At 55.7% G+C, this 18,790-nt stretch carries 17 protein-coding genes; 8 read left to right on the top strand and 9 right to left on the bottom strand.

Annotated features, from left to right (window positions below):
* Positions 1-58: 58 nt before the first annotated feature.
* Complete coding sequence (locus tag RCF31_RS18725) at positions 59-331, bottom strand: YdgH/BhsA/McbA-like domain containing protein (RefSeq protein ID WP_299455030.1); 273 nt, start codon at positions 329-331, stop codon at positions 59-61.
* 239 nt (positions 332-570) lie between these two features.
* Between RCF31_RS18725 and narQ the strand changes: the two genes are divergently transcribed.
* From narQ to acrD, 3 genes are all read left to right on the top strand, one after another.
* Complete coding sequence (narQ, locus tag RCF31_RS18720; RefSeq protein ID WP_416411942.1) at positions 571-2,256, top strand: nitrate/nitrite two-component system sensor histidine kinase NarQ; 1,686 nt, start codon at positions 571-573, stop codon at positions 2,254-2,256.
* A gap of 31 nt (positions 2,257-2,287) precedes the next feature.
* Positions 2,288-2,920, top strand: coding sequence for a response regulator (locus tag RCF31_RS18715; RefSeq protein ID WP_416411941.1), 633 nt, complete (start codon positions 2,288-2,290; stop codon positions 2,918-2,920).
* Between the two features lie 196 nt (positions 2,921-3,116).
* Entirely contained in the window at positions 3,117-6,233 is a 3,117-nt protein-coding gene (acrD, locus tag RCF31_RS18710; RefSeq protein ID WP_416411940.1) for a multidrug efflux RND transporter permease AcrD, read from the top strand.
* 99 nt (positions 6,234-6,332) lie between these two features.
* Here the strand turns inward: acrD and ypfM are convergent, their stop codons facing one another.
* Positions 6,333-6,392 (bottom strand): protein YpfM, encoded by a 60-nt coding sequence (ypfM, locus tag RCF31_RS18705; RefSeq protein WP_139810981.1) that lies wholly within the window; start codon positions 6,390-6,392, stop codon positions 6,333-6,335.
* A gap of 369 nt (positions 6,393-6,761) precedes the next feature.
* Positions 6,762-8,927 carry a catalase/peroxidase HPI gene (gene katG, locus RCF31_RS18700; protein ID WP_416411939.1) on the bottom strand — a complete coding sequence of 722 codons (2,166 nt, stop codon included), beginning with the start codon at positions 8,925-8,927 and terminating at the stop codon, positions 6,762-6,764.
* 225 nt (positions 8,928-9,152) lie between these two features.
* Here katG and RCF31_RS18695 point away from each other — a divergent pair, with 225 nt between their 5' ends.
* From RCF31_RS18695 to RCF31_RS18685, 3 genes are read left to right on the top strand one after another with little or no spacing between them, the layout of a single operon-like run.
* Complete coding sequence (locus RCF31_RS18695) at positions 9,153-9,512, top strand: ArsC family reductase (protein WP_416411938.1); 360 nt, start codon at positions 9,153-9,155, stop codon at positions 9,510-9,512.
* A gap of 1 nt (position 9,513) precedes the next feature.
* Positions 9,514-10,641 carry a succinyl-diaminopimelate desuccinylase gene (gene dapE / locus RCF31_RS18690; RefSeq protein WP_299456188.1) on the top strand — a complete coding sequence of 376 codons (1,128 nt, stop codon included), beginning with the start codon at positions 9,514-9,516 and terminating at the stop codon, positions 10,639-10,641.
* Positions 10,642-10,664: 23 nt separating this feature from the next.
* A complete protein-coding gene (locus RCF31_RS18685; protein WP_084876258.1) occupies positions 10,665-10,853 on the top strand; it encodes a YpfN family protein in 189 nt (62 codons plus the stop codon).
* A 47-nt stretch (positions 10,854-10,900) separates the two neighbouring features.
* Here RCF31_RS18685 and ypfH read toward each other — a convergent pair whose 3' ends face one another.
* From ypfH to dapA, 6 genes are all read right to left on the bottom strand, one after another.
* Positions 10,901-11,599, bottom strand: coding sequence for an esterase (gene ypfH, locus RCF31_RS18680; RefSeq protein ID WP_313684272.1), 699 nt, complete (start codon positions 11,597-11,599; stop codon positions 10,901-10,903).
* A gap of 73 nt (positions 11,600-11,672) precedes the next feature.
* Positions 11,673-13,652 carry a tRNA(Met) cytidine acetyltransferase TmcA gene (locus RCF31_RS18675; protein WP_416411937.1) on the bottom strand — a complete coding sequence of 660 codons (1,980 nt, stop codon included), beginning with the start codon at positions 13,650-13,652 and terminating at the stop codon, positions 11,673-11,675.
* Positions 13,649-14,512, bottom strand: coding sequence for a neutral zinc metallopeptidase (locus RCF31_RS18670; RefSeq protein ID WP_313684269.1), 864 nt, complete (start codon positions 14,510-14,512; stop codon positions 13,649-13,651). The genes RCF31_RS18675 and RCF31_RS18670 overlap by 4 nt, the downstream gene beginning before the upstream one ends.
* A 157-nt stretch (positions 14,513-14,669) precedes the next feature.
* Positions 14,670-15,383: a phosphoribosylaminoimidazolesuccinocarboxamide synthase gene (gene purC, locus RCF31_RS18665; protein WP_013510031.1), complete on the bottom strand. Its 714-nt coding sequence runs from the start codon at positions 15,381-15,383 to the stop codon at positions 14,670-14,672.
* A gap of 144 nt (positions 15,384-15,527) precedes the next feature.
* Positions 15,528-16,559, bottom strand: a complete 1,032-nt coding sequence (gene bamC, locus RCF31_RS18660) for an outer membrane protein assembly factor BamC (protein WP_299456178.1) — start codon at positions 16,557-16,559, stop codon at positions 15,528-15,530.
* 14 nt (positions 16,560-16,573) lie between these two features.
* Positions 16,574-17,452: a 4-hydroxy-tetrahydrodipicolinate synthase gene (gene dapA / locus RCF31_RS18655; protein ID WP_084876263.1), complete on the bottom strand. Its 879-nt coding sequence runs from the start codon at positions 17,450-17,452 to the stop codon at positions 16,574-16,576.
* 143 nt (positions 17,453-17,595) lie between these two features.
* Here dapA and RCF31_RS18650 point away from each other — a divergent pair, with 143 nt between their 5' ends.
* On the top strand, positions 17,596-18,150 hold the full coding sequence (locus RCF31_RS18650) for a glycine cleavage system transcriptional repressor (RefSeq protein ID WP_084876264.1): 555 nt from the start codon (positions 17,596-17,598) through the stop codon (positions 18,148-18,150).
* A gap of 145 nt (positions 18,151-18,295) precedes the next feature.
* Entirely contained in the window at positions 18,296-18,763 is a 468-nt protein-coding gene (gene bcp / locus RCF31_RS18645; protein ID WP_299456173.1) for a thioredoxin-dependent thiol peroxidase, read from the top strand.
* Positions 18,764-18,790: the final 27 nt, after the last annotated feature.

The following is an 18,790-nucleotide window of genomic DNA, read 5'->3' as shown; positions in this document are numbered from 1 at the left end:
AAACCGGCCAAAGGATCTGGCCGGTCGGGGTTGCTACAGGGAGAAAACCTGAGAGAAATTAACGGTAAATCTCGGCAGTGCCACTCCACATGCTGGAGTCGCCAGGATTTTGCACACCGATAACGCGGTAATGGCTGGCACCCATCTCAGTGGCTTTTTGCGACAGCTGGCGGGTGGCATCGTCGAGCGAACCACTCACGCCACTGACGGAAACGCTGCCCATACTTTGCATATTTTGTGCCTGCTCCGCGTTCAATGCGGTGGCGGCCAGGCTACTGAAACTTAAGGTGGCTAGCAGTGCACCAGCCAGAACGGCATATCGTGTCTTCATGGGGATGCTCCTGTGTTTTTCTGGGAAAATGACTACCCCTAAAGTATTAACCCGCGAACGCAAACCAGATTGAGCCAGCGGTAAATTTGTTTAATATTTCGCCCGCCATCTCAGATTCATCCAGGGAAAGGTAAAGAATGGTTACTTTTTGTACAAAGAGTAACCTGATGTGGCGAGATATCGTCGCCGATGCGGTTGCACTGCTTTATAATTCCGCGTTCTTAACAGGGTTTTTAATCGTGATAGTGAAACGTCCCGTAACACGTACCATTGCTCGCGCACTCAGCGCCATTGTACTGCTTTCGCTTCTCACCTCCGGGCTGGCGCTGATGACCCTTTCCAGCAGCCTGCGCGATGCCGAGACGGTCAATGCGGCTGGCTCACTACGCATGCAGGTTTATCGCCTCGCCTGGGACAGTGCACGCGATCCGCAACAGCTGGAACATCATATCCAGCTCTATCAGCAGACACTGGAATCACCGGCATTAAGCGGTCTGGATCGCCCCTGGGTACCGGCTGAAGTCACTAATCGTTATCACTACCTGCGGGACAGCTGGCCAGAGTTACAGCAGCGCTTACAGCCGCAACACCTGCAGGTTTATCAACAACAAGTGGCGAGTTATGTGGGTGAAATCAATCGTTTTGTATTGGCGGTGCAACATTATGCCGAGCTGAAAATGCACCTGGTGGTTGCCAGCAGTTTGTCTGGCTTTCTGGCGATTGTCGGGCTGGCGCTGTGGACCATCCGTTTTATTCGCCGCAATGTGGTCGGTCCACTGGATTCGCTGGTCACCGCCAGCCAGTATGTTGAGAAAACCCGGTTTAGCTTTCCGCCCTTACCGGTGGATCAACCCAACGAACTCGGTGTGCTGGCGCAGGCTTTCACCGCGATGGCATCGCGTTTACAGTCACATTATCGTCTGCTGGAAGATGCGGTGCAGGAGAAAACCGAGAGCCTGACGCAGGCAAATCGGATGCTGTGGTTGCTGTATGAAAGCTCCCAGATCCTCACCAGCAGCGCGCTCAACCCTGATGTTTTTCAGGGGCTGCTCCAGCAACTTAAGTTACGCGAAGGTTTCCGCGTGGTGGTGCTGGAGAGCGAAAATCTGACCTTTCAGGCCGGAAGCAGTGATGAGTCACTGGTTTGGCAGCATCTGGCATTGCAGCAGGATGAACAGCTGCTCGGGGAGTTGCGCTGGCAATCGGCTAAGCCCGCTTCCGATGAATTAATGCAAAGTCTCGCCAATATGCTGGCGCGCGCCCTGTGGATCTGGCAAACGCAGAAGCAATATCAGCAAATGCTGCTGATCGAGGAACGTGCCACCATCGCGCGCGAACTTCACGATTCGTTGGCGCAGTCACTCTCCTTTCTGCGCATCCAGCTTACTCTGCTGCGACGAACGGTTGATGGCAGCCAGCCAGAGGCGCAAAGTATCATCAGCGAATTTGATCGCGCGCTGGCCGATGCCTATCAGCAACTGCGCGAGCTGCTGACCACTTTCCGTCTGACCATTGAACAGGCCGATCTGGTGGCCGCGATGCAGGCCATGATCGTCCCCCTGCAGGAGCAATCCCAGGCGGAAATCCAGTTTGATTATCAACCCGGATTGCAGAGCCTGGATGCACAGCAGCAAGTGCATGTGTTGCAGATTGCCCGCGAAGCACTGCTCAATGCGATCCGCCATGCGGGAGCACAGCAGATTACGATTCGCTACCAGCGTGTTGCCGATGAGGACCATCTGTTAACGATTGAAGATGATGGCAAAGGTATACGCAGTACGGAAGAACCGCCAGGCCACTATGGCCTGACAATTATGGCAGAACGAGCAGCGCGCCTGTCTGGCACGCTGCTGATTACCCCGCAGGAACACGGCACACGGGTAACATTACGTTTCCCGCCACGCCCGATGCACCTGCTGGAATAACAGGCTACATGGACCGTTTATTGGAGAGAATATGGACCTGCAAACTCTGACAATTATGATCGTTGATGACCATCCCCTGATGCGCCGTGGCATTCGCCAGTTACTGGCTCTGGAGCCGAAGTTACAGGTGGTCGCCGAGGCCAATAATGGCACCGAGGCGCTGGCAGAGGCGCGCCGCCTGGCACCTGACGTCATTCTGCTCGATCTCAATATGAAAGGGATGTCGGGGCTGGATACGCTGAAGGCACTGCGTAATGAGGACATCTCGGCACGCATCCTGGTGCTCACCGTCTCGGATGCCCGTAATGATATCTACGCCATGGTCGATGCCGGTGCCGACGGTTACTTACTGAAAGACAGCGAACCCGAGCAGCTGCTGCAGCAAATTTTGCGCGGCGCACAAGGTGAGAATGTGTTCAGCGAGATAGTCGTTGAATATCTGGCTAACCGCCCCCACAGTTCTAACCCATTCCGCCTGTTAACCGAACGCGAACTGGATGTGCTGCAGGAAGTCGCGCGTGGATTGTCAAATAAAGAGATTGCCAGCACCCTGCATATCTCGGAAGAAACGGTGAAGGTGCACATCCGTAATATGCTGCGCAAGCTGGACGTGCGCTCGCGCGTGGCAGCCACTGTGCTTTGGCTGGAAAGCCGCAATGTCTAGCGCATCTCAAAAATCCGTCGGGAGATTTACACTTTCTCCATAATTTCTCCACGATTCTCTAATTTGCGCCGCGTAGAGTAAGCTGCGGCAGGAGATGTCCCAGGATAGCGCTTCCACTCCGCCAGCGTGAACCCGAGCAGGGTTCACGCTTCTGATAATAAAAGTAAAAAATACGCAGCTGAGGAGTGTCGGTTCCATGTCGAATTTTTTTATCGACCGCCCCATTTTTGCCTGGGTTCTGGCGATTCTACTTTGCTTATGCGGTACGCTGGCGATTATCGCCCTGCCGATTGAGCAGTATCCCGACCTCGCGCCACCTAACGTGCGCATTACCGCCAATTACCCCGGTGCCTCAGCCGAAACGCTGGAAAACACCGTGACTCAGGTGATCGAGCAGAACATGACTGGCATCGACAATCTGATGTACATGTCATCGAACAGCAGCAACACCGGTCAGGCACAAATCACCCTGACCTTTACTGCGGGTACAGACCCGGACGAAGCACGCCAGCAGGTGCAAAACCAGCTACAAACCGCCCTGCGACAGTTGCCATCGGCGGTGCAATCCCAGGGCGTAACGGTGAATAAAACCGGTGACAGCAACATTCTGATGATTGCGTTTGTTTCTACCGATGGAAGTATGGACAAACAGGATATTTCAGATTATGTCGCCAGTAACATTGAAGATCCGCTCAGCCGTATTGATGGTGTCGGTGAAGTCGATGCCTACGGCTCGCAATATTCCATGCGTATCTGGCTCGACCCGAACAAGCTGAACGCGTATGCGCTGACCACGGATGATGTCGTCAGCGCCATTGAATCTCAGAACGCTCAGGTGGCTGTCGGCCAGCTGGGCGGATTACCCTCAGTGGAAAAACAGGCGCTTAATGCCACGGTCAATGCCCAGTCAATGCTGCAAACCCCGGAACAGTTCAAAGCCATTACACTAAAAACCAATGCCGATGGTTCGGTGGTGACAGTGGGCGATGTTGCGGATGTGGCCATGGGGGCTGAGAAATATGACTATCTCAGTCGCTACAACGGCCAGGCCGCCTCCGGTCTCGGCATTAAACTGGCCTCCGGTGCCAATGAGATGAATACCGACAAACTGGTACGCGCCCGCATTGCCGAGCTGTCGCAGTACTTCCCACACGGGCTGGAGGCGAAAGTCGCTTATGAAACCACCCCGTTCGTTAAAGCCTCGATCACCGACGTGGTGAAAACCCTGCTGGAAGCGATCCTGCTGGTGTTCCTGGTGATGTATCTGTTCATGCAAAACTTCCGGGCAACGTTAATCCCCACTATCGCCGTACCGGTGGTACTGCTAGGCACCTTTGCCGTGCTGTATGCCTGTGGTTACAGTATCAACACCCTCACCATGTTTGCCACGGTGTTGGCGATTGGTCTGCTGGTGGATGATGCCATCGTGGTGGTAGAGAACGTCGAGCGAATCATGAGCGAGGAAGGTCTCTCGCCACGTGCGGCAACGCGTAAATCGATGGGACAGATTCAGGGGGCGCTGGTCGGTATTGCGCTGGTGTTATCGGCAGTGTTTGTGCCGATGGCCTTTTTTGGTGGCACCGTCGGTGCGATTTACCGTCAGTTCTCCATCACTATCGTTTCCGCGATGATTTTGTCGGTATTGGTGGCGTTGATCCTCACGCCTGCGCTCTGTGCCACCCTGCTTAAACCGCTCGAAAAAGGTCAACATCACGGTCGGCGTGGCTTTTTCGGCTGGTTTAACCGCCACTTCAACGCCAACGCTGGACGTTATGAACGTGGTGTGGCGCGTATTCTGGTAAAAAGTGGTCGCTGGATGCTGCTCTACCTGGCGATCATTGGCCTGATGGCGTTTATGTTTATCCGCCTGCCGACCTCGTTTCTGCCCCAGGAAGATCGTGGCGTGTTCCTGACCCAGGTACAACTCCCGGCGGGGGCCACTCTCGAGCAAACCTCTAAGGTGGTGGCGAAGGTGGAGAATTATTATATGACCGCCGAAAAAGATAATGTCCTGTCGGTGTTTTCCACTATCGGTGCCGGTCCGGGTGGTAACGGTCAGAACGTGGCACGTATGTTTATCCGCCTGAAAGATTGGGACGAACGCCCTGGTGCCGATCGCACCGCCTTTGCCATCATTGACCGCGCCACTAAGGCTTTCCGTAAAATCAAAGAAGCCAACGTTATCGCCAGCAGCCCGCCCGCCATTACCGGTCTTGGCAGTTCATCGGGTTTCGACCTCGAACTCCAGGATCATGGCGGGATTGGTCATACGGCCTTGATGGCGATGCGTGATAAATTACTGGGCGAAGCGGCCCGCGATCCGGCATTATCCCGCGTGCGCCATAACGGTCTGGACGACAGCCCGCAGTTGCAGATTGATGTTGACCAGCGCAAAGCGCAGGCACTGGGCGTCTCAGTGGATACCATCAATGACACCCTGACCACGGCCTGGGGTTCAACCTATGTGAATGACTTTATCGACCGGGGTCGCATCAAGAAAGTTTACGTGCAGGCGGCGCCGGAATTCCGCATGCTGCCGGATGACATCAATAAATGGTATGTGCGCAACAGCAGCGGCACTATGGTGCCTTTCTCTGCCTTCGCCACCAGCCACTGGGAAGTGGGGTCTCCACGACTGGAGCGTTATAACGGCTATTCCTCGCTGGAGATTATTGGTGAAGCTGCAAACGGCGTCAGCAGTGGTACGGCAATGGATGCGATGGAAAAGCTGGTCAGCCAGTTACCGCTCGGCATCGGCTTCCAGTGGACCGGTGCCTCGTATCAGGAACGACTCTCTGGTTCGCAGGCTCCGGCGTTATATGCTATCTCACTGCTGGTGGTGTTTCTGAGCCTGGCGGCGCTGTACGAAAGCTGGTCCATTCCGTTCTCGGTGATGCTGGTGGTACCACTCGGCGTGGTGGGGGCGTTGATCGCCACCTGGCTGCGTGGGCTGGAAAACGATGTCTATTTCCAGGTCGGGCTGTTGACGGTGATTGGCTTGTCGGCGAAGAACGCCATTCTGATTGTAGAGTTCGCTAACGAGATCAACAGCAAAGGACGTGAATTGATTGAAGCCACGCTGGAGGCCTCACGCCAGCGCCTGCGCCCGATCCTGATGACCTCACTGGCGTTTATCTTTGGTGTGCTGCCCATGGCGATCAGCGCGGGTGCCGGTTCCGGCAGCCAGCACGCGGTGGGGACGGGGGTGATGGGCGGGATGATTTCCGCGACCGTACTGGCTATCTTCTTTGTGCCGCTGTTCTTTGTACTGGTGCGTCGCCGCTTCCCGCTGAAAGACAAGCCGCATGATTAAGCGATAAAAAATTAAGGCAGCCTGATTATTGGCTGCCTTATTTTTGTTTGGTAAGAATTACAGCAAGTTGGGGATTTGCCCTGCTTTTCTCTTCGCGGGTTACTTACGTAACATCGCGTCAATAAATTCTTTCCAGTTCCCCAGTTCAGTGTCAACCATAATACCCTCTCTTATTGTGCCGCCGAGTATACGCCGTTTTTTTCTACAGGTGAATACGCTTCCACCTGTTATCTGTATCGGCAAAAGCTGGTAAAAGCTGTAATTTGCTCAAATTGTGTACTGACGCACATTTCAGCAAACCCCTAACGTAGCGGAAGAAAATTCCTGGTGACAACGCGTAGCACAATTTTTCGATTGGGAAGATTCTGATCAGGCTTATGGTGCGGCGGGCAATTATTCACGGGGCTAATGAAAGCGGTTACTGGTACTAAACGGCAAGCGTTTTGGCAGAATCCGTAACGGCGCGATTTATCGCGCAATATCAGGAAAAAGACTTCCGGGATTGCTCCCGGAAGCCCGATTTACAACTTAGAAACGATCAAGATTCATCACTTTGGTCCAGGCCGCGACGAAGTCATGGACCAACTTCTCACGGCCATCGCTGCTGGCGTACACTTCCGCCAGCGCGCGCAGAATGGCGTTAGAACCGAACACCAGATCGGCACGGGTGGCGCTGAATTTAACCGCACCGCTGCTGCGCTCACGACCTTCATACAGCCCTTTCGCCTGATCAACCGATTTCCACTCATTGCCCATATCCAGCAGATTGACGAAGAAATCGTTGCTCAGCACGCCTTTGCGGCTGGTAAACACGCCATGTTCGCTACCATCGAAGTTGGCACCCAGTACACGCAAACCACCAACCAGCGCGGTCAGCTCTGGTGGGGTCAACGTCAGTTGCTGTGCTTTATCAATCAGCTGCGTTTCTGCCGCCTGAGTGGTACCAGCACGCTGGTAATTGCGGAAACCATCATAGCCCGGTTCCAGCAGCGCGAAGGCTTCCACATCAGTTTGCTCCTGAGTGGCATCCACGCGGCCCGAGGTGAACGGCACTTTCACCGCCACATTAGCCGCCTGTGCTGCCTGCTCCACACCGACAACGCCCGCCAGCACAATCACATCGGCCAGTGAAGCTTTACCGGATGCCTGTTGGATAGCGATCAATGTGTTCAACGCAGGCTGAATGCTGGCATTGACTTCCCAGCTGTTCTGCGGCGCTAACGCCACACGGGCACCGTTGGCACCACCACGTTTATCACCACCGCGGAAGGTTGAAGCTGAAGCCCAGGCAACTGATACCAGCTCACCTACCGACAGACCGGCATCGGCAATCGCCGCTTTCAGATTATCGATGTCAGCGGGCGTCGGGTTATGCGATGGCGTCGGCAGCGGATCCTGCCAAATCAGCGCTTCTTTCGGCACTTCCGGGCCTAAGTAACGTGCAATCGGCCCCATATCGCGGTGGGTCAGTTTGAACCAGGCACGGGCGAAGGCTTCGTTAAACGCCTGCGGATTATTCAGAAAACGACGCGAGATTTTCTCGAATTCAGGATCAAAACGCAGCGTCAGGTCAGTCACCAGCATAGTTGGCTTACGTTTTTTTGCCGGGTCAAACGGATCCGGAATGATTTCCGGGGCGTCAACCGCTTCATACTGGATAGCGCCTGCCGGGCTGTGCGTTTTAACCCACTCGTATTTGAACAGGTTCTCGAAGAAGTAGTTGCTCCACTGGGTCGGGGTTTGTGTCCAAACCACTTCCAAACCGGAAGTGATGGCATCCGCACCGACACCGCTGTTGTAGCTGCTTTGCCAACCGAAGCCCTGTGATTCCAGCGGAGCCGCTTCCGGCTCAGCACCGACATGGCTGGCTGCACCGGCACCGTGGGTTTTCCCCAGCGTATGACCACCGGCAATCAGCGCCACGGTTTCTTCATCGTCCATGCCCATATTACCGAAGGTGGCACGGATGGCCGGAGCGGCAGAAGCCGGATCGCCGCTGGCGTTCGGACCTTCCGGGTTAACGTAAATCAGGCCCATTTCTGTCGCGGAGAGTGGATTTTTCGCCAGCGCTTCCGGATGACGATGGCTCAGCCAGGTTTTCTCATCACCCCAGTTCACATCGAGATCCGGCTCCCAGACATCTTCACGTCCGGCACCAAAACCAAAGGTGCGGAAACCGGCGTTTTCCAGCGCCACGTTCCCCGCCAGGATATAGAGGTCGGCCCAGGAAATTTTCTGACCATATTTTTGTTTCACCGGCCACAGCAGGCGGCGCGCTTTATCCAGGCTGACGTTATCCGGCCAGGAGTTCAGAGGCGAAAAGCGCTGCTGACCGCGACCGGAACCGCCGCGACCATCAGTCATACGGTAGGTCCCTGCGCTATGCCAGGCCATACGAATAAACAGACCGGCATAGTTACCCCAGTCGGCAGGCCACCAGGGTTGAGAGTCGGTGAGCAGCGCTTTCAGGTCGGCTTTCAGGGCAAAGTAGTCGAGCTGGCTAAAGGCTTCGCGATAGTTGAAGTTTTCACCGAGGGGATTCGAACGATTGGAATGCTGATTGAGTAAATCGACACGCAGCTGGTTAGGCCACCAGTCACGGTTGTTGGTTCCGCCGCCCGCAGCAGGCAAATCTGCGCCCTGGTGGAAAGGGCATTTAGCTGCTGATGGGGTTGTTTCGTTGGAATTGCTCATGTTGCTCTCCGCTTTTTTAATTTGCGACTAGATTAAAACACCTCAATTGATAGGTAATACTCGTTTATATCAAACGATTTGATAGTTATTATCTTCTTACAACGACAGACCAGCGCTTTATTGCCGGGGGCGATGACAGAACGCTGTTATCCCCTCCGGCAACCTTGTTACAATCCCTGGCCGACCACGCAATTAATCTTCACGCTAAAAGAGTAGTCAAATACTATGTTCCAGCTCTACGGCATTAAAAATTGTGACACCATTAAAAAAGCTCGCCGATATTTAGAGGCTTCCGGCATCGATTATCGTTTCCATGACTACCGCGTAGATGGCGTGGACGATGCCTTGTTGCAGTCATTTATTGACCAGCTCGGCTATGAGCCGCTGCTCAATACCCGTGGCACCACCTGGCGTAAACTGCCGGAAGCGGAACGCGCAGCGGTACAGGATGCCGACAGCGCCAAAGCCATCATGCTGGCACAGCCCGCCGTTATCAAACGTCCGGTGCTGGCAGCGACCAATGGTGACCTGCTGGTCGGCTTTAATGAATCCCTTTATCACGCGTTTATCCAGGAGAAGTCATAACATGTTCTGTCCGGTTATTGAGCTGGCTCAGCAGCTGATTCGTCGTCCTTCCCTCAGTCCGGATGATGCAGGTTGTCAGGCGCTGCTGATTGCCCGACTGGAAGCGATTGGCTTCACCGTGGAACCGATGCACATTGAAGATACCCTGAATTTCTGGGCCACGCGTGGTCAGGGCGAAACCCTGGCGTTTGCCGGACACACCGACGTGGTGCCACCCGGGGACGCCAACCGCTGGATCAATCCGCCATTCGAACCCACCATCCGCGATGGCATGCTGTTTGGCCGTGGTGCTGCCGATATGAAAGGCTCACTGGCCGCGATGGTGGTCGCCGCAGAACGTTTCGTCGCCGCGCACCCGAATCACAAGGGCCGCCTCGCCTTTCTGATTACCTCAGACGAAGAAGCCAGCGCCGCTAACGGCACGGTAAAAGTGGTTGAGCGACTGATGGCGCGTCATGAGCGGATGGATTACTGCCTGGTGGGCGAGCCTTCCAGCACCGAAGTGGTGGGTGATGTGGTGAAAAATGGCCGTCGTGGCTCGATCACCGCCAATCTAACCATTCACGGCGTGCAGGGCCATGTTGCTTACCCGCATCTGGCGGATAACCCGGTGCATCGCGCCATGCCCGCGTTAAATGAACTGGTCGCTACCGAGTGGGATCAGGGTAACGAATTCTTCCCGCCAACCAGCATGCAAATTGCCAACGTGCAGGCGGGTACCGGCAGCAACAACGTCATTCCGGGCGAGTTTTTCGTACAATTCAATTTCCGTTTCAGCACCGAACTGACCGATCAAATGATCCGCGAGCGCGTTGCCGCCCTGCTCGATCGCTACCAGCTGCACTACACGCTGGAGTGGAAACTTTCCGGCCAGCCGTTCCTGACGTCGCGCGGTAAACTAGTGGATGCCGTAGTGAACGCTGTAGCGCACTATAATGAAATCAGGCCGCAGCTGTTAACGACCGGCGGCACCTCTGACGGACGTTTCATCGCCCGTATGGGAGCACAGGTGGTAGAACTCGGTCCGGTGAATGCCACCATTCATAAAATCAATGAGTGCGTGAAGGCGTCAGATTTGCAGATGTTGAGCCGCATGTATCAGCGCATCATGGAACAGCTGATCGCCTGAGAGCACGCATAAGGAGCAGGCAAATGGAATGGTTAAAAGAATATTGGTGGATCCTGGTGATCCTGCTGATGGTCGGTATTTTGATGAACGTTTATAAAGACCTGAAACGTATCGATCATAAAAAATTCATGGATAACAAACCGGATCTGCCGCCGCATCGCGACTTCAACGACAAGTGGGACGATGACGACGACTGGCCGAAGAAAAAATAACGGCCCTTCGTAACGTTAACGGCGCGATCAATCGCGCCGTTTTTCATCTAAACCATCATCACCACATCGTCATCGCCAGGTTTGGCACCGCTCAGCGCCTCGTCAAAATAACGCTTTGGAACGGTGTAGCGCAGATGGTTCAGCGCCAGTTCCATGCTGCGATGGTCAATGGCATGTGGCAAATCTTCAACAATATCCAGCGTCACATCGCCACCCAGTGCGGTTAAGCGCTGTGCTGCTTCTTCTGCATGCTGCATCGGGATCTGATCATCATATTCGCCATGAATCAGATGGATGGTGGTGCGGGTACTGGCGCGCTCCGGCAGCGTCGCGTAACGCCCGCTGAACGCCACCACGCGCCCGGCCAGATCAGGCTGCGCTTTCACGCCTTCCAGCACCATGGTGCTACCCTGCGAGAAGCCAATCAGCGCCGTCGCTTCAGGCCGCACCCCACTCTGCTGTTGCCAGTGACGTACCGACTCAACAAACTCCGGCATCGCCGCGTTGACGCCCTGTTGCTCCGAACGATCGTGTGCCGGAATTTCGGCAAACCATTTACGCCCCTGGGGAACGCTGCCTGGCAAAGGCGCGCCAACCGCCACCACCTGCGCTTCCGGGAAAGCACGGGCAAACCAGCTGCCGATTTGCGCCATCGAATCCGGGTTGTCGTTCACGCCGTGGTACAGCAGAAACAGCTGGGCGGGATCGGTGCTCGGTTGCTGAACAATTACATAATGTAGTGCCATAACATCCTCCTGACATCACTATACGCCACTGCCTGGCGAGTGATATTGGGAAAATTTGAACGAGATAATGGATTTATTGCAACGAAGCGAGCCGCTGTTGCCAGCTTGCGGCCATGCTGGCGTCCCGCTGTTGCAGCGCCTGAGCCACCTCGGCACGCAGCTTTACCATCAATGCCTTACGTCCGCTGATCCCGCCCTGGCGGGCCACCTCACTCAGCGCTTGTTTTTGTATAAGTATGGCGTGTAACAACGGCTGATGCAGCGGGGTCTGGCGTATCAGACGCTGTAACGCGGCATAGCTTGCCTCCCAGGGGCGTTGCGCCCAGGCAAAACCGGCCAGCAACGCCAGGTCATCCTCATCAATCTGCTGCTCATCATCCGCCAACAGCGGTAAATCCAGCGCAATTAACTGTTGCAGCCAGCGCCAGTCACGCGCCAGACGCCGTGTCGCCTGCTGCTGCAACGTCTGTGCCGCGGGCGTCAGTGCCAGCATCGCCATCGCGGCATAGCAGCCACTGCTGGCTTCGCGCTGCGAACCGATGCGCACCAGAGTGAAACCACAGCGCTGCCAGAAGCGCCACAAGGTTTCCGTATAACCAAAACTGACCGAGAGATAATCGCTGCCCTGAGCCTGCTGGCGCGCAGCCGCCACCAGCGCGCTACCGATGCCACGCTGTCGCATGGCGGCCATCACCGCAATACGGCTGATACGCTGTGAACGCAGCGTGGCAGCCTCAGGGAAGCCCGCATGAGCCGCCAGCGACTGCGCCACCAGGTTGCCACGCGGACGGCGCACCCCGGCCCATACCGCCCAGGCCAGCGCAGCATCCAGTCCTCCCTCCTCCACCAGCCACAGCGCTCCCTGCACGTTGTCAGGTGTCCCGGCCAGCCAGAAACACATCCCCGGCGCATCCAGCATGCGCCGTAAATCGAGCGGCGTGGTGCGATAATGTGCACTGGACAGCAGACGATAACCCGCCGCCAATGCGTCAGGATGAAGCTCTGGCGTCGCTGGAAACAGCGTCAACTCAGCTGGAGCCTCACTCTCCTGGGCATCCTCAAATAACAACGCGTGACTCAGCCAGGCTTCCAGCGGATCCCGGGGCGACCAGCGGAGCGGCTCATCCAGCGTGAAATAGCGTACATCCGGCAATGAGGCGCAGAAGCGCAGCATAAATCCACGCCCGGTACCTTCATAGCCCTGCACGGTGGTGGTCAGCAGCACGCGAGGAAAATGCGCCACCAACTGTGACAGCAGTGGTGCGGGGATAGCGGCGGCTTCGTCGATAATCAGCCATGAGGCGTCTGGTGGCGGTTCCTGTGCCAGCAACGCATCCGGGGCGATAAAGTGGAAATGTTCCGCGGCGAACTGCGCCAGCACGTCGGTGGAGACTTTAGCCGGGGCAGTGACGAGGCAATGACCATCCTGCTGCGCCAGCATCCCGGCCAGCGCTGACTTACCGCGCCCGCGCGCAGCGGTGATGACCGCCACGCCCGCAGGCAGGGTGAGCAGTTGTTGCAGGATGCGCTGTTGCTGCTGCGGTGCCTGGCAATGCCAGTCAGGGAGCGCGGCAGCAGCCGGTTCCCGCGCTGGCAGACCTTCGCGCAGCAACATAATTTGCGCATCCGACAGTATCTGCTGTTGCAACTGACGGGTGAAATGTGGCGTGGCAATCGGCTGGCTGACGTCTGCCCAGCGCAGGCTATCAGCATCAGGCCGGGTGGCCCATTCCTGCCAGGGTGGTGTCAGCAGCAGCAACCAGCTTCCGGCGGTCAACGTACCCGCCAGTGCGGCAAAAGCTTCCGCATGGAAACCGTGGCGAGCATCGAAAATGGCGTGATGAAATTCGCGTCCCAGCAGGGTGCGCAGGGCTGCTGGCGGGTGAAAGGACGCAGCGAGGTCGTTTAGTTCGCTGATGGTCAGCCAGTCACCGGGTAATGCCGCCCGCCAGACGCTAGCCTGCTGCTGCGCCCACTCGCTGCTGCCGCTTATCACGCACAAACGGCGAATACCTGCCCGCTGCATCGCCGTGCTGATGTCAGGCAAATTCATCCGTTAGTGGCGAAGGTGTTGCATTGCCCGGGATTACCGCTGTCGAAACCGCGTTTAAACCAGGTATAACGCTGCTGCGAGGTGCCGTGGGTAAAGCTGTCCGGCACCACCCGTCCCTGACTTTTTTGTTGCAGGCGGTCATCACCAATCGCCTCAGCGGCATTCAGTGCTTCCTGCAAATCACCGACTTCGAGGATATTTTGCTGCTGCATATAATGGCCCCAGACACCGGCAAAGCAGTCCGCCTGAAGCTCCATTTTCACCGATAGCTGATTGACCTGCGTCTGGCTGGCACCCTGCTGCATCTGACGCACTTTCGGTTCGATACCCAGCAGTTTCTGTACATGATGGCCGACTTCGTGGGCGATCACGTAGCCCTGGGCGAAATCACCACCCGCGCCGAGTTTGGTTTTCATCTCATCGTAAAATGACAGGTCGATATACACAGTTTGATCCGCCGGACAGTAGAACGGCCCCATCACCGACTGGCCAGTACCACAACCGGTGCGGGTGGCACCACGATACATCACCAGTTTAGGCGGCACGTACTGTTTGCCCATTTGCTGGAACAGCTTGCTCCAGGTATCTTCGGTGGTGGCAAGAATGACCGAGGTGAATTTTGCCGCTTCATCCTGCGCCGGGTTGGCGCGTTGCTGCTGGGTGGTGGGAGTGAGGTTGCCGCCGCCTTCGATCAGCGCCGTCAGGTCATAGCCGTAATAACCGGCCACTGCGACGATGATTAATAGGATGATACCGCCTTTACCACGCGGCAGACGTATTTGTCGCCCCTCGTAACCGCCTGGCGACTGGTCACGTCGATCTTCCACATTGTCGCTTTCGCGACGTCCCTGCCAGCGCATGGCGTGCTCCTGTGTTCATCAAATAAACTTTGCATGATTTTAGATGGCAGCAGCAGGAAGCACCAGCCTGTAGCGCCGCGATTTATCGCGCGCTTTTGAACGTGGCAGATAAAAAAACGGCGCGATAAATCGCGCCGCTACATAAGATGGCTACAAATTAATCCAGTTTCACACCCAGTCGGTGCGCCACTTCTTCATAGGCTTCGATCAGGCCACCGAGGCTCTGACGGAAACGGTCTTTGTCCATTTTGTCCATGGTTTCTTTGTCCCACAGACGTGCGCCGTCTGGCGAGAACTCATCGCCCAGCACCACTTCGCCTTTGAACAGACCAAACTCCAGCTTGAAGTCCACCAGGATCAGACCGGCGTCATCAAACATTTTGCTCAGCACGTCGTTGGCTTTGTAGGTCAGCTCACGCATACGCGCCAGATTCTCTTTACTCACCCAGCCAAAGGTTTCGCAGTAAGATTCGTTCACCATCGGGTCGTGTTTGGCGTCATCTTTCAGGAAGAGATCAAACAGCGGTGGATTGAGCAGCATGCCCTCTTCCACACCCAGACGTTTTACCAGCGATCCTGCCGCACGGTTGCGCACCACGCACTCCACCGGCACCATCTCCAGCTTTTTCACCAGCGCTTCGTTATCCGACAGCAGCGCTTCCATCTGGGTCGGAATGCCCGCTTCCTGCAATTTGGTCATGATGAAATGGTTGAACTTGTTATTCACCATCCCTTTGCGATCAAACTGCTCGATTCGTGCACCGTCTCCTGCTGACGTATCGTTGCGGAATTCAAGTACCAGCAGATCCGGATTGTCGGTGCTGTATACGGTTTTCGCTTTACCGCGATACAACTCAGCTCGCTTTTGCATCTTGTTAACTCCAAACATGAAAGAACCCGTGTTCGTGCCGCGGTTACCCACTGCACGGCGGCAATACGCAATCGTTTACCTCGCCGGGCGCTATTATGCCAAAATCTCAAAAAAAAGGCCGGATATTCTCCGGCCTGAGGCAATTTATTTGTTCAGTGCGCCCTGCATCACCGCCACCAGCGCATCATTCTGCGACTGAGTCAGCACGTGACCTTTAGGATCGATGAACTGCAGACTGCTGCGGTTATCGAGATCGCCGACCTGCAATTTGTAATCGCCGTTCGGTAAGCCCGGATCTTTGGCACCGATATCATCCCACGCGCCGCTACCCGGCTGTTTGTAGGTGACGTTCAGGCTACCCTGCGAGCGGTTGCTGTCGGTCACTTCCATACCTGCGCGTTTCAGCGCAGCTGGCAGACGCTGCCAGGTGAGGTTGAACGGTGAACGCAGAATCAACAGCGGCAGACCGGTGTCATCGGCACCGCTCTGGACGGCAATCTGTCCAACACCACGACCGGCTGCGGCATCCTGGCTGGCAGTATCGATCTTATCCATACCGGTGCTGATGTCGTTCAGCATCTGCGCGGTGTAGCGCTGGATTTGTACCGGTGCAGTCACGGTCTTGCCTGACTGTTGCAGTTCCAGCAGACGCACCGTCAGCACCTGCTGATAGCTCTGGTTCTGAACGCTGACCTGGTAACGACCACGATACTGATTGTCTTCATCCGCACGGTTCCACTGCACCCAATCGGTGGTCAGCTGTTGTCCGGCATCATCACGCTGGGCAATCGGGAATTTGTACGATTGCACCACGTTGACCACCTGCGGCCAGATGGAACCACGGCTGCTTTCCACGGCCAGCACGCCGGTATTGCCGGTGAACTGGGCACGTGTACCGTTCATCAGTGCCAGCGGCTGGGCAGGCGGGCGAATATCCAGCTCTTTACCCACTGCGCCTTTGGCAACCGCGTGCGGTACGTCGTAATCACCATTCTGCAGAGGCAGAATCATCCCCGCCGGGGCTTTTAAATCATGCAGTTCAGGCGCCTGCAGGTAAGATTCATCACCGCTGACCTGGCGCTTATAACGCTGATCGCTGGAACAAGCTGACAGCAGCATCAGGGTGGAAAGGCCCACCACCGTAGCCAGCGTCGAGCGCTTAACTGAATAACTCATTGATTCTCCCTAAATTATCGCAGACCCGCTTTGATCAATGCCTGCGCCGTTTTGGCCTGACCGGCTTCGGTCAGCGGCGTCATTGGCAAACGCAGCGTGTCATCCGCGATTAATCCTAGTTGTTTCGCGGCCCATTTCACCGGGATAGGATTGGGTTCACAGAAAAGCGTCTGGTGCAGGTGCATCAGACGCTGATTCAGGCGACGCGCTTCGGCAAAGTTGCCCTGCTGCGCCAGCGCGCACAGTTCAACCATTTCACGTGCCGCAATGTTGGCCGTGACCGAAATAACGCCTTTGCCGCCCAGTTGCATGAAGTCCAGTGCAGTGCCGTCATCGCCACTCACCAGAATGAATTCATCATCAACCAGCTCTTGGATCTGACTAACCCGCGATAAGTTCCCGGTTGCCTCTTTGATTCCGATAATATTTTTGATTTCGGCCAGACGAGCAACTGTCTCCGGCAGCATGTCGCAACCGGTACGGGAAGGGACGTTATACAGCATCTGCGGCAGATCGGTACTTTCCGCAATCGCTTTGAAATGCTGGAACAGGCCTTCCTGGGTCGGACGGTTATAGTAAGGCGTCACCGTCAGGCAGCCTACCACACCGGTGCCGGTGAAGCGTTTAGTGAGGGAAATCCCTTCGGCGGTCGCATTCGCGCCGGTTCCGGCAATCACCGGGATGCGGCCATCGGCCAGTTCGAGGGTCATCATCACCACTTCGCCATGTTCTTCATGGCTGAGGGTGGCAGATTCGCCGGTGGTGCCAACAGAAACAATCGCCGCGGTGCCGCTGGCGACATGATAATCAATCAGTTTTTTCAAACTCGCGCGGCAGACATTACCTTTGTCATTCATTGGCGTAACGAGCGCAACAATACTTCCGGTGAACATGGGCGATCCCCTCGACATACAAGTGCCTCATGGTACGTTTTACGCCAAGGGAAAAGCAAGCGAGCCACGCCATTCAAGCGCTTGTCAGCAGTTTTTTTTATGTTTACCTTATGGTTATTAGCGAACACACAGGAAATGTCATTTTGTCGCAGCCACAGCCTCACCACCTGGTGATCACCGCGTTGGGCGTTGATCGTCCCGGTATCGTGAATACCATCACCCGCCATGTCAGCAGCTGCGGCTGCAATATCGAAGACAGCCGTCTGGCGATGCTCGGTGATGAATTCACCTTTATTATGCTGCTCTCCGGAAGCTGGAATGCCATCACCCTGATTGAATCCACTCTGCCGATGAAAGGCGCGGAGCTGGAATTGCTGATTGTGATGAAGCGCACCAATGCGCGCATCACCCCGCCGATGCCCGCCACCGTCTGGGTGCAGGTAGAAGTACCGGATTCACCGCATATCATTGAGCGCTTCACCGATTTGTTTGATAAGCATCAGATGAATATCGCCGAGCTGGTTTCGCGTATTCAACCCGCGCAGGATGGCGTGCCACCCACGCTGTATATTCAGATGACCGCGCACAGCGTTGAAGGTGCCAGCATCGAACCGGCGTTTAATCAACTCTGTCAGGAACTGCACGCCCAGGGTACGATTCGTCTGTACAGCGCTGCCAGCACCCCTGCCGGGCACTGATCAGGCCTCCGGGTTATTTCGTCACACACTCTGCCCAAACGGGTAAACAGTGTGCGGAAATAACCCTGACGGTAAACTCCACCTGGCACTTTTGGTCCTGATGGTGTATTACCCACAGCATGAAAGAAAAAAATGGAGAGTTGTGATGAATCCACTGAAAGCCGGTGATACCGCACCGAAATTTAGCTTGCCCGATCAGGATGGCGAACAAGTAAATTTGGCCGACTTCCAGGGACAGCGCGTTCTGGTCTATTTCTATCCGAAAGCCATGACCCCAGGTTGCACCGTTCAGGCCTGTGGTCTGCGCGACAACATGGATGATCTGAAAAAAGTCGGCGTAGAAGTGCTGGGCATCAGCACTGACAAACCAGAAAAGCTGTCACGTTTTGCCGAAAAAGAGATGCTGAACTTCACGCTGCTGTCTGATGAAGATCATCAGGTGTGCGAGCAGTTTGGCGTCTGGGGGGAGAAATCCTTTATGGGGAAAACCTATGACGGCATCCACCGCATCAGCTTCCTGATTGATGGTGAAGGCACGGTGGAGAAGGTGTTTGACGACTTCAAAACGTCGAACCACCACGACGTTGTGCTGGATTACCTGCAGTCAGCCTGATAATCACGGGTGCGCCATGCGCACCCG

This window comes from Pantoea sp. App145, from assembly GCF_047947045.1.
In the GTDB taxonomy this organism is placed as follows: domain Bacteria; phylum Pseudomonadota; class Gammaproteobacteria; order Enterobacterales; family Enterobacteriaceae; genus Pantoea.
The sequence above is the reverse complement of the archived record's forward strand: the minus strand, read 5'-3'. Positions and strand labels throughout refer to the sequence as shown.

Bases quoted from the DNA above. Each gene is read 5' to 3' on its own strand.
- RCF31_RS18670 (WP_313684269.1), bottom strand. From the start codon at position 14,512: ATGCGCTGGCAGGGACGTCGCGAAAGCGACAATGTGGAAGATCGACGT.
- dapE (WP_299456188.1), top strand. From the start codon at position 9,514: ATGTTCTGTCCGGTTATTGAGCTGGCTCAGCAGCTGATTCGTCGTCCT.
- dapA (WP_084876263.1), bottom strand. From the start codon at position 17,452: ATGTTCACCGGAAGTATTGTTGCGCTCGTTACGCCAATGAATGACAAA.
- acrD (WP_416411940.1), top strand. From the start codon at position 3,117: ATGTCGAATTTTTTTATCGACCGCCCCATTTTTGCCTGGGTTCTGGCG.
- RCF31_RS18725 (WP_299455030.1), bottom strand. From the start codon at position 331: ATGAAGACACGATATGCCGTTCTGGCTGGTGCACTGCTAGCCACCTTA.
- purC (WP_013510031.1), bottom strand. From the start codon at position 15,383: ATGCAAAAGCGAGCTGAGTTGTATCGCGGTAAAGCGAAAACCGTATAC.
- RCF31_RS18715 (WP_416411941.1), top strand. From the start codon at position 2,288: ATGGACCTGCAAACTCTGACAATTATGATCGTTGATGACCATCCCCTG.
- RCF31_RS18685 (WP_084876258.1), top strand. From the start codon at position 10,665: ATGGAATGGTTAAAAGAATATTGGTGGATCCTGGTGATCCTGCTGATG.
- bcp (WP_299456173.1), top strand. From the start codon at position 18,296: ATGAATCCACTGAAAGCCGGTGATACCGCACCGAAATTTAGCTTGCCC.
- ypfH (WP_313684272.1), bottom strand. From the start codon at position 11,599: ATGGCACTACATTATGTAATTGTTCAGCAACCGAGCACCGATCCCGCC.
- RCF31_RS18695 (WP_416411938.1), top strand. From the start codon at position 9,153: ATGTTCCAGCTCTACGGCATTAAAAATTGTGACACCATTAAAAAAGCT.
- katG (WP_416411939.1), bottom strand. From the start codon at position 8,927: ATGAGCAATTCCAACGAAACAACCCCATCAGCAGCTAAATGCCCTTTC.
- bamC (WP_299456178.1), bottom strand. From the start codon at position 16,559: ATGAGTTATTCAGTTAAGCGCTCGACGCTGGCTACGGTGGTGGGCCTT.
- RCF31_RS18675 (WP_416411937.1), bottom strand. From the start codon at position 13,652: ATGAATTTGCCTGACATCAGCACGGCGATGCAGCGGGCAGGTATTCGC.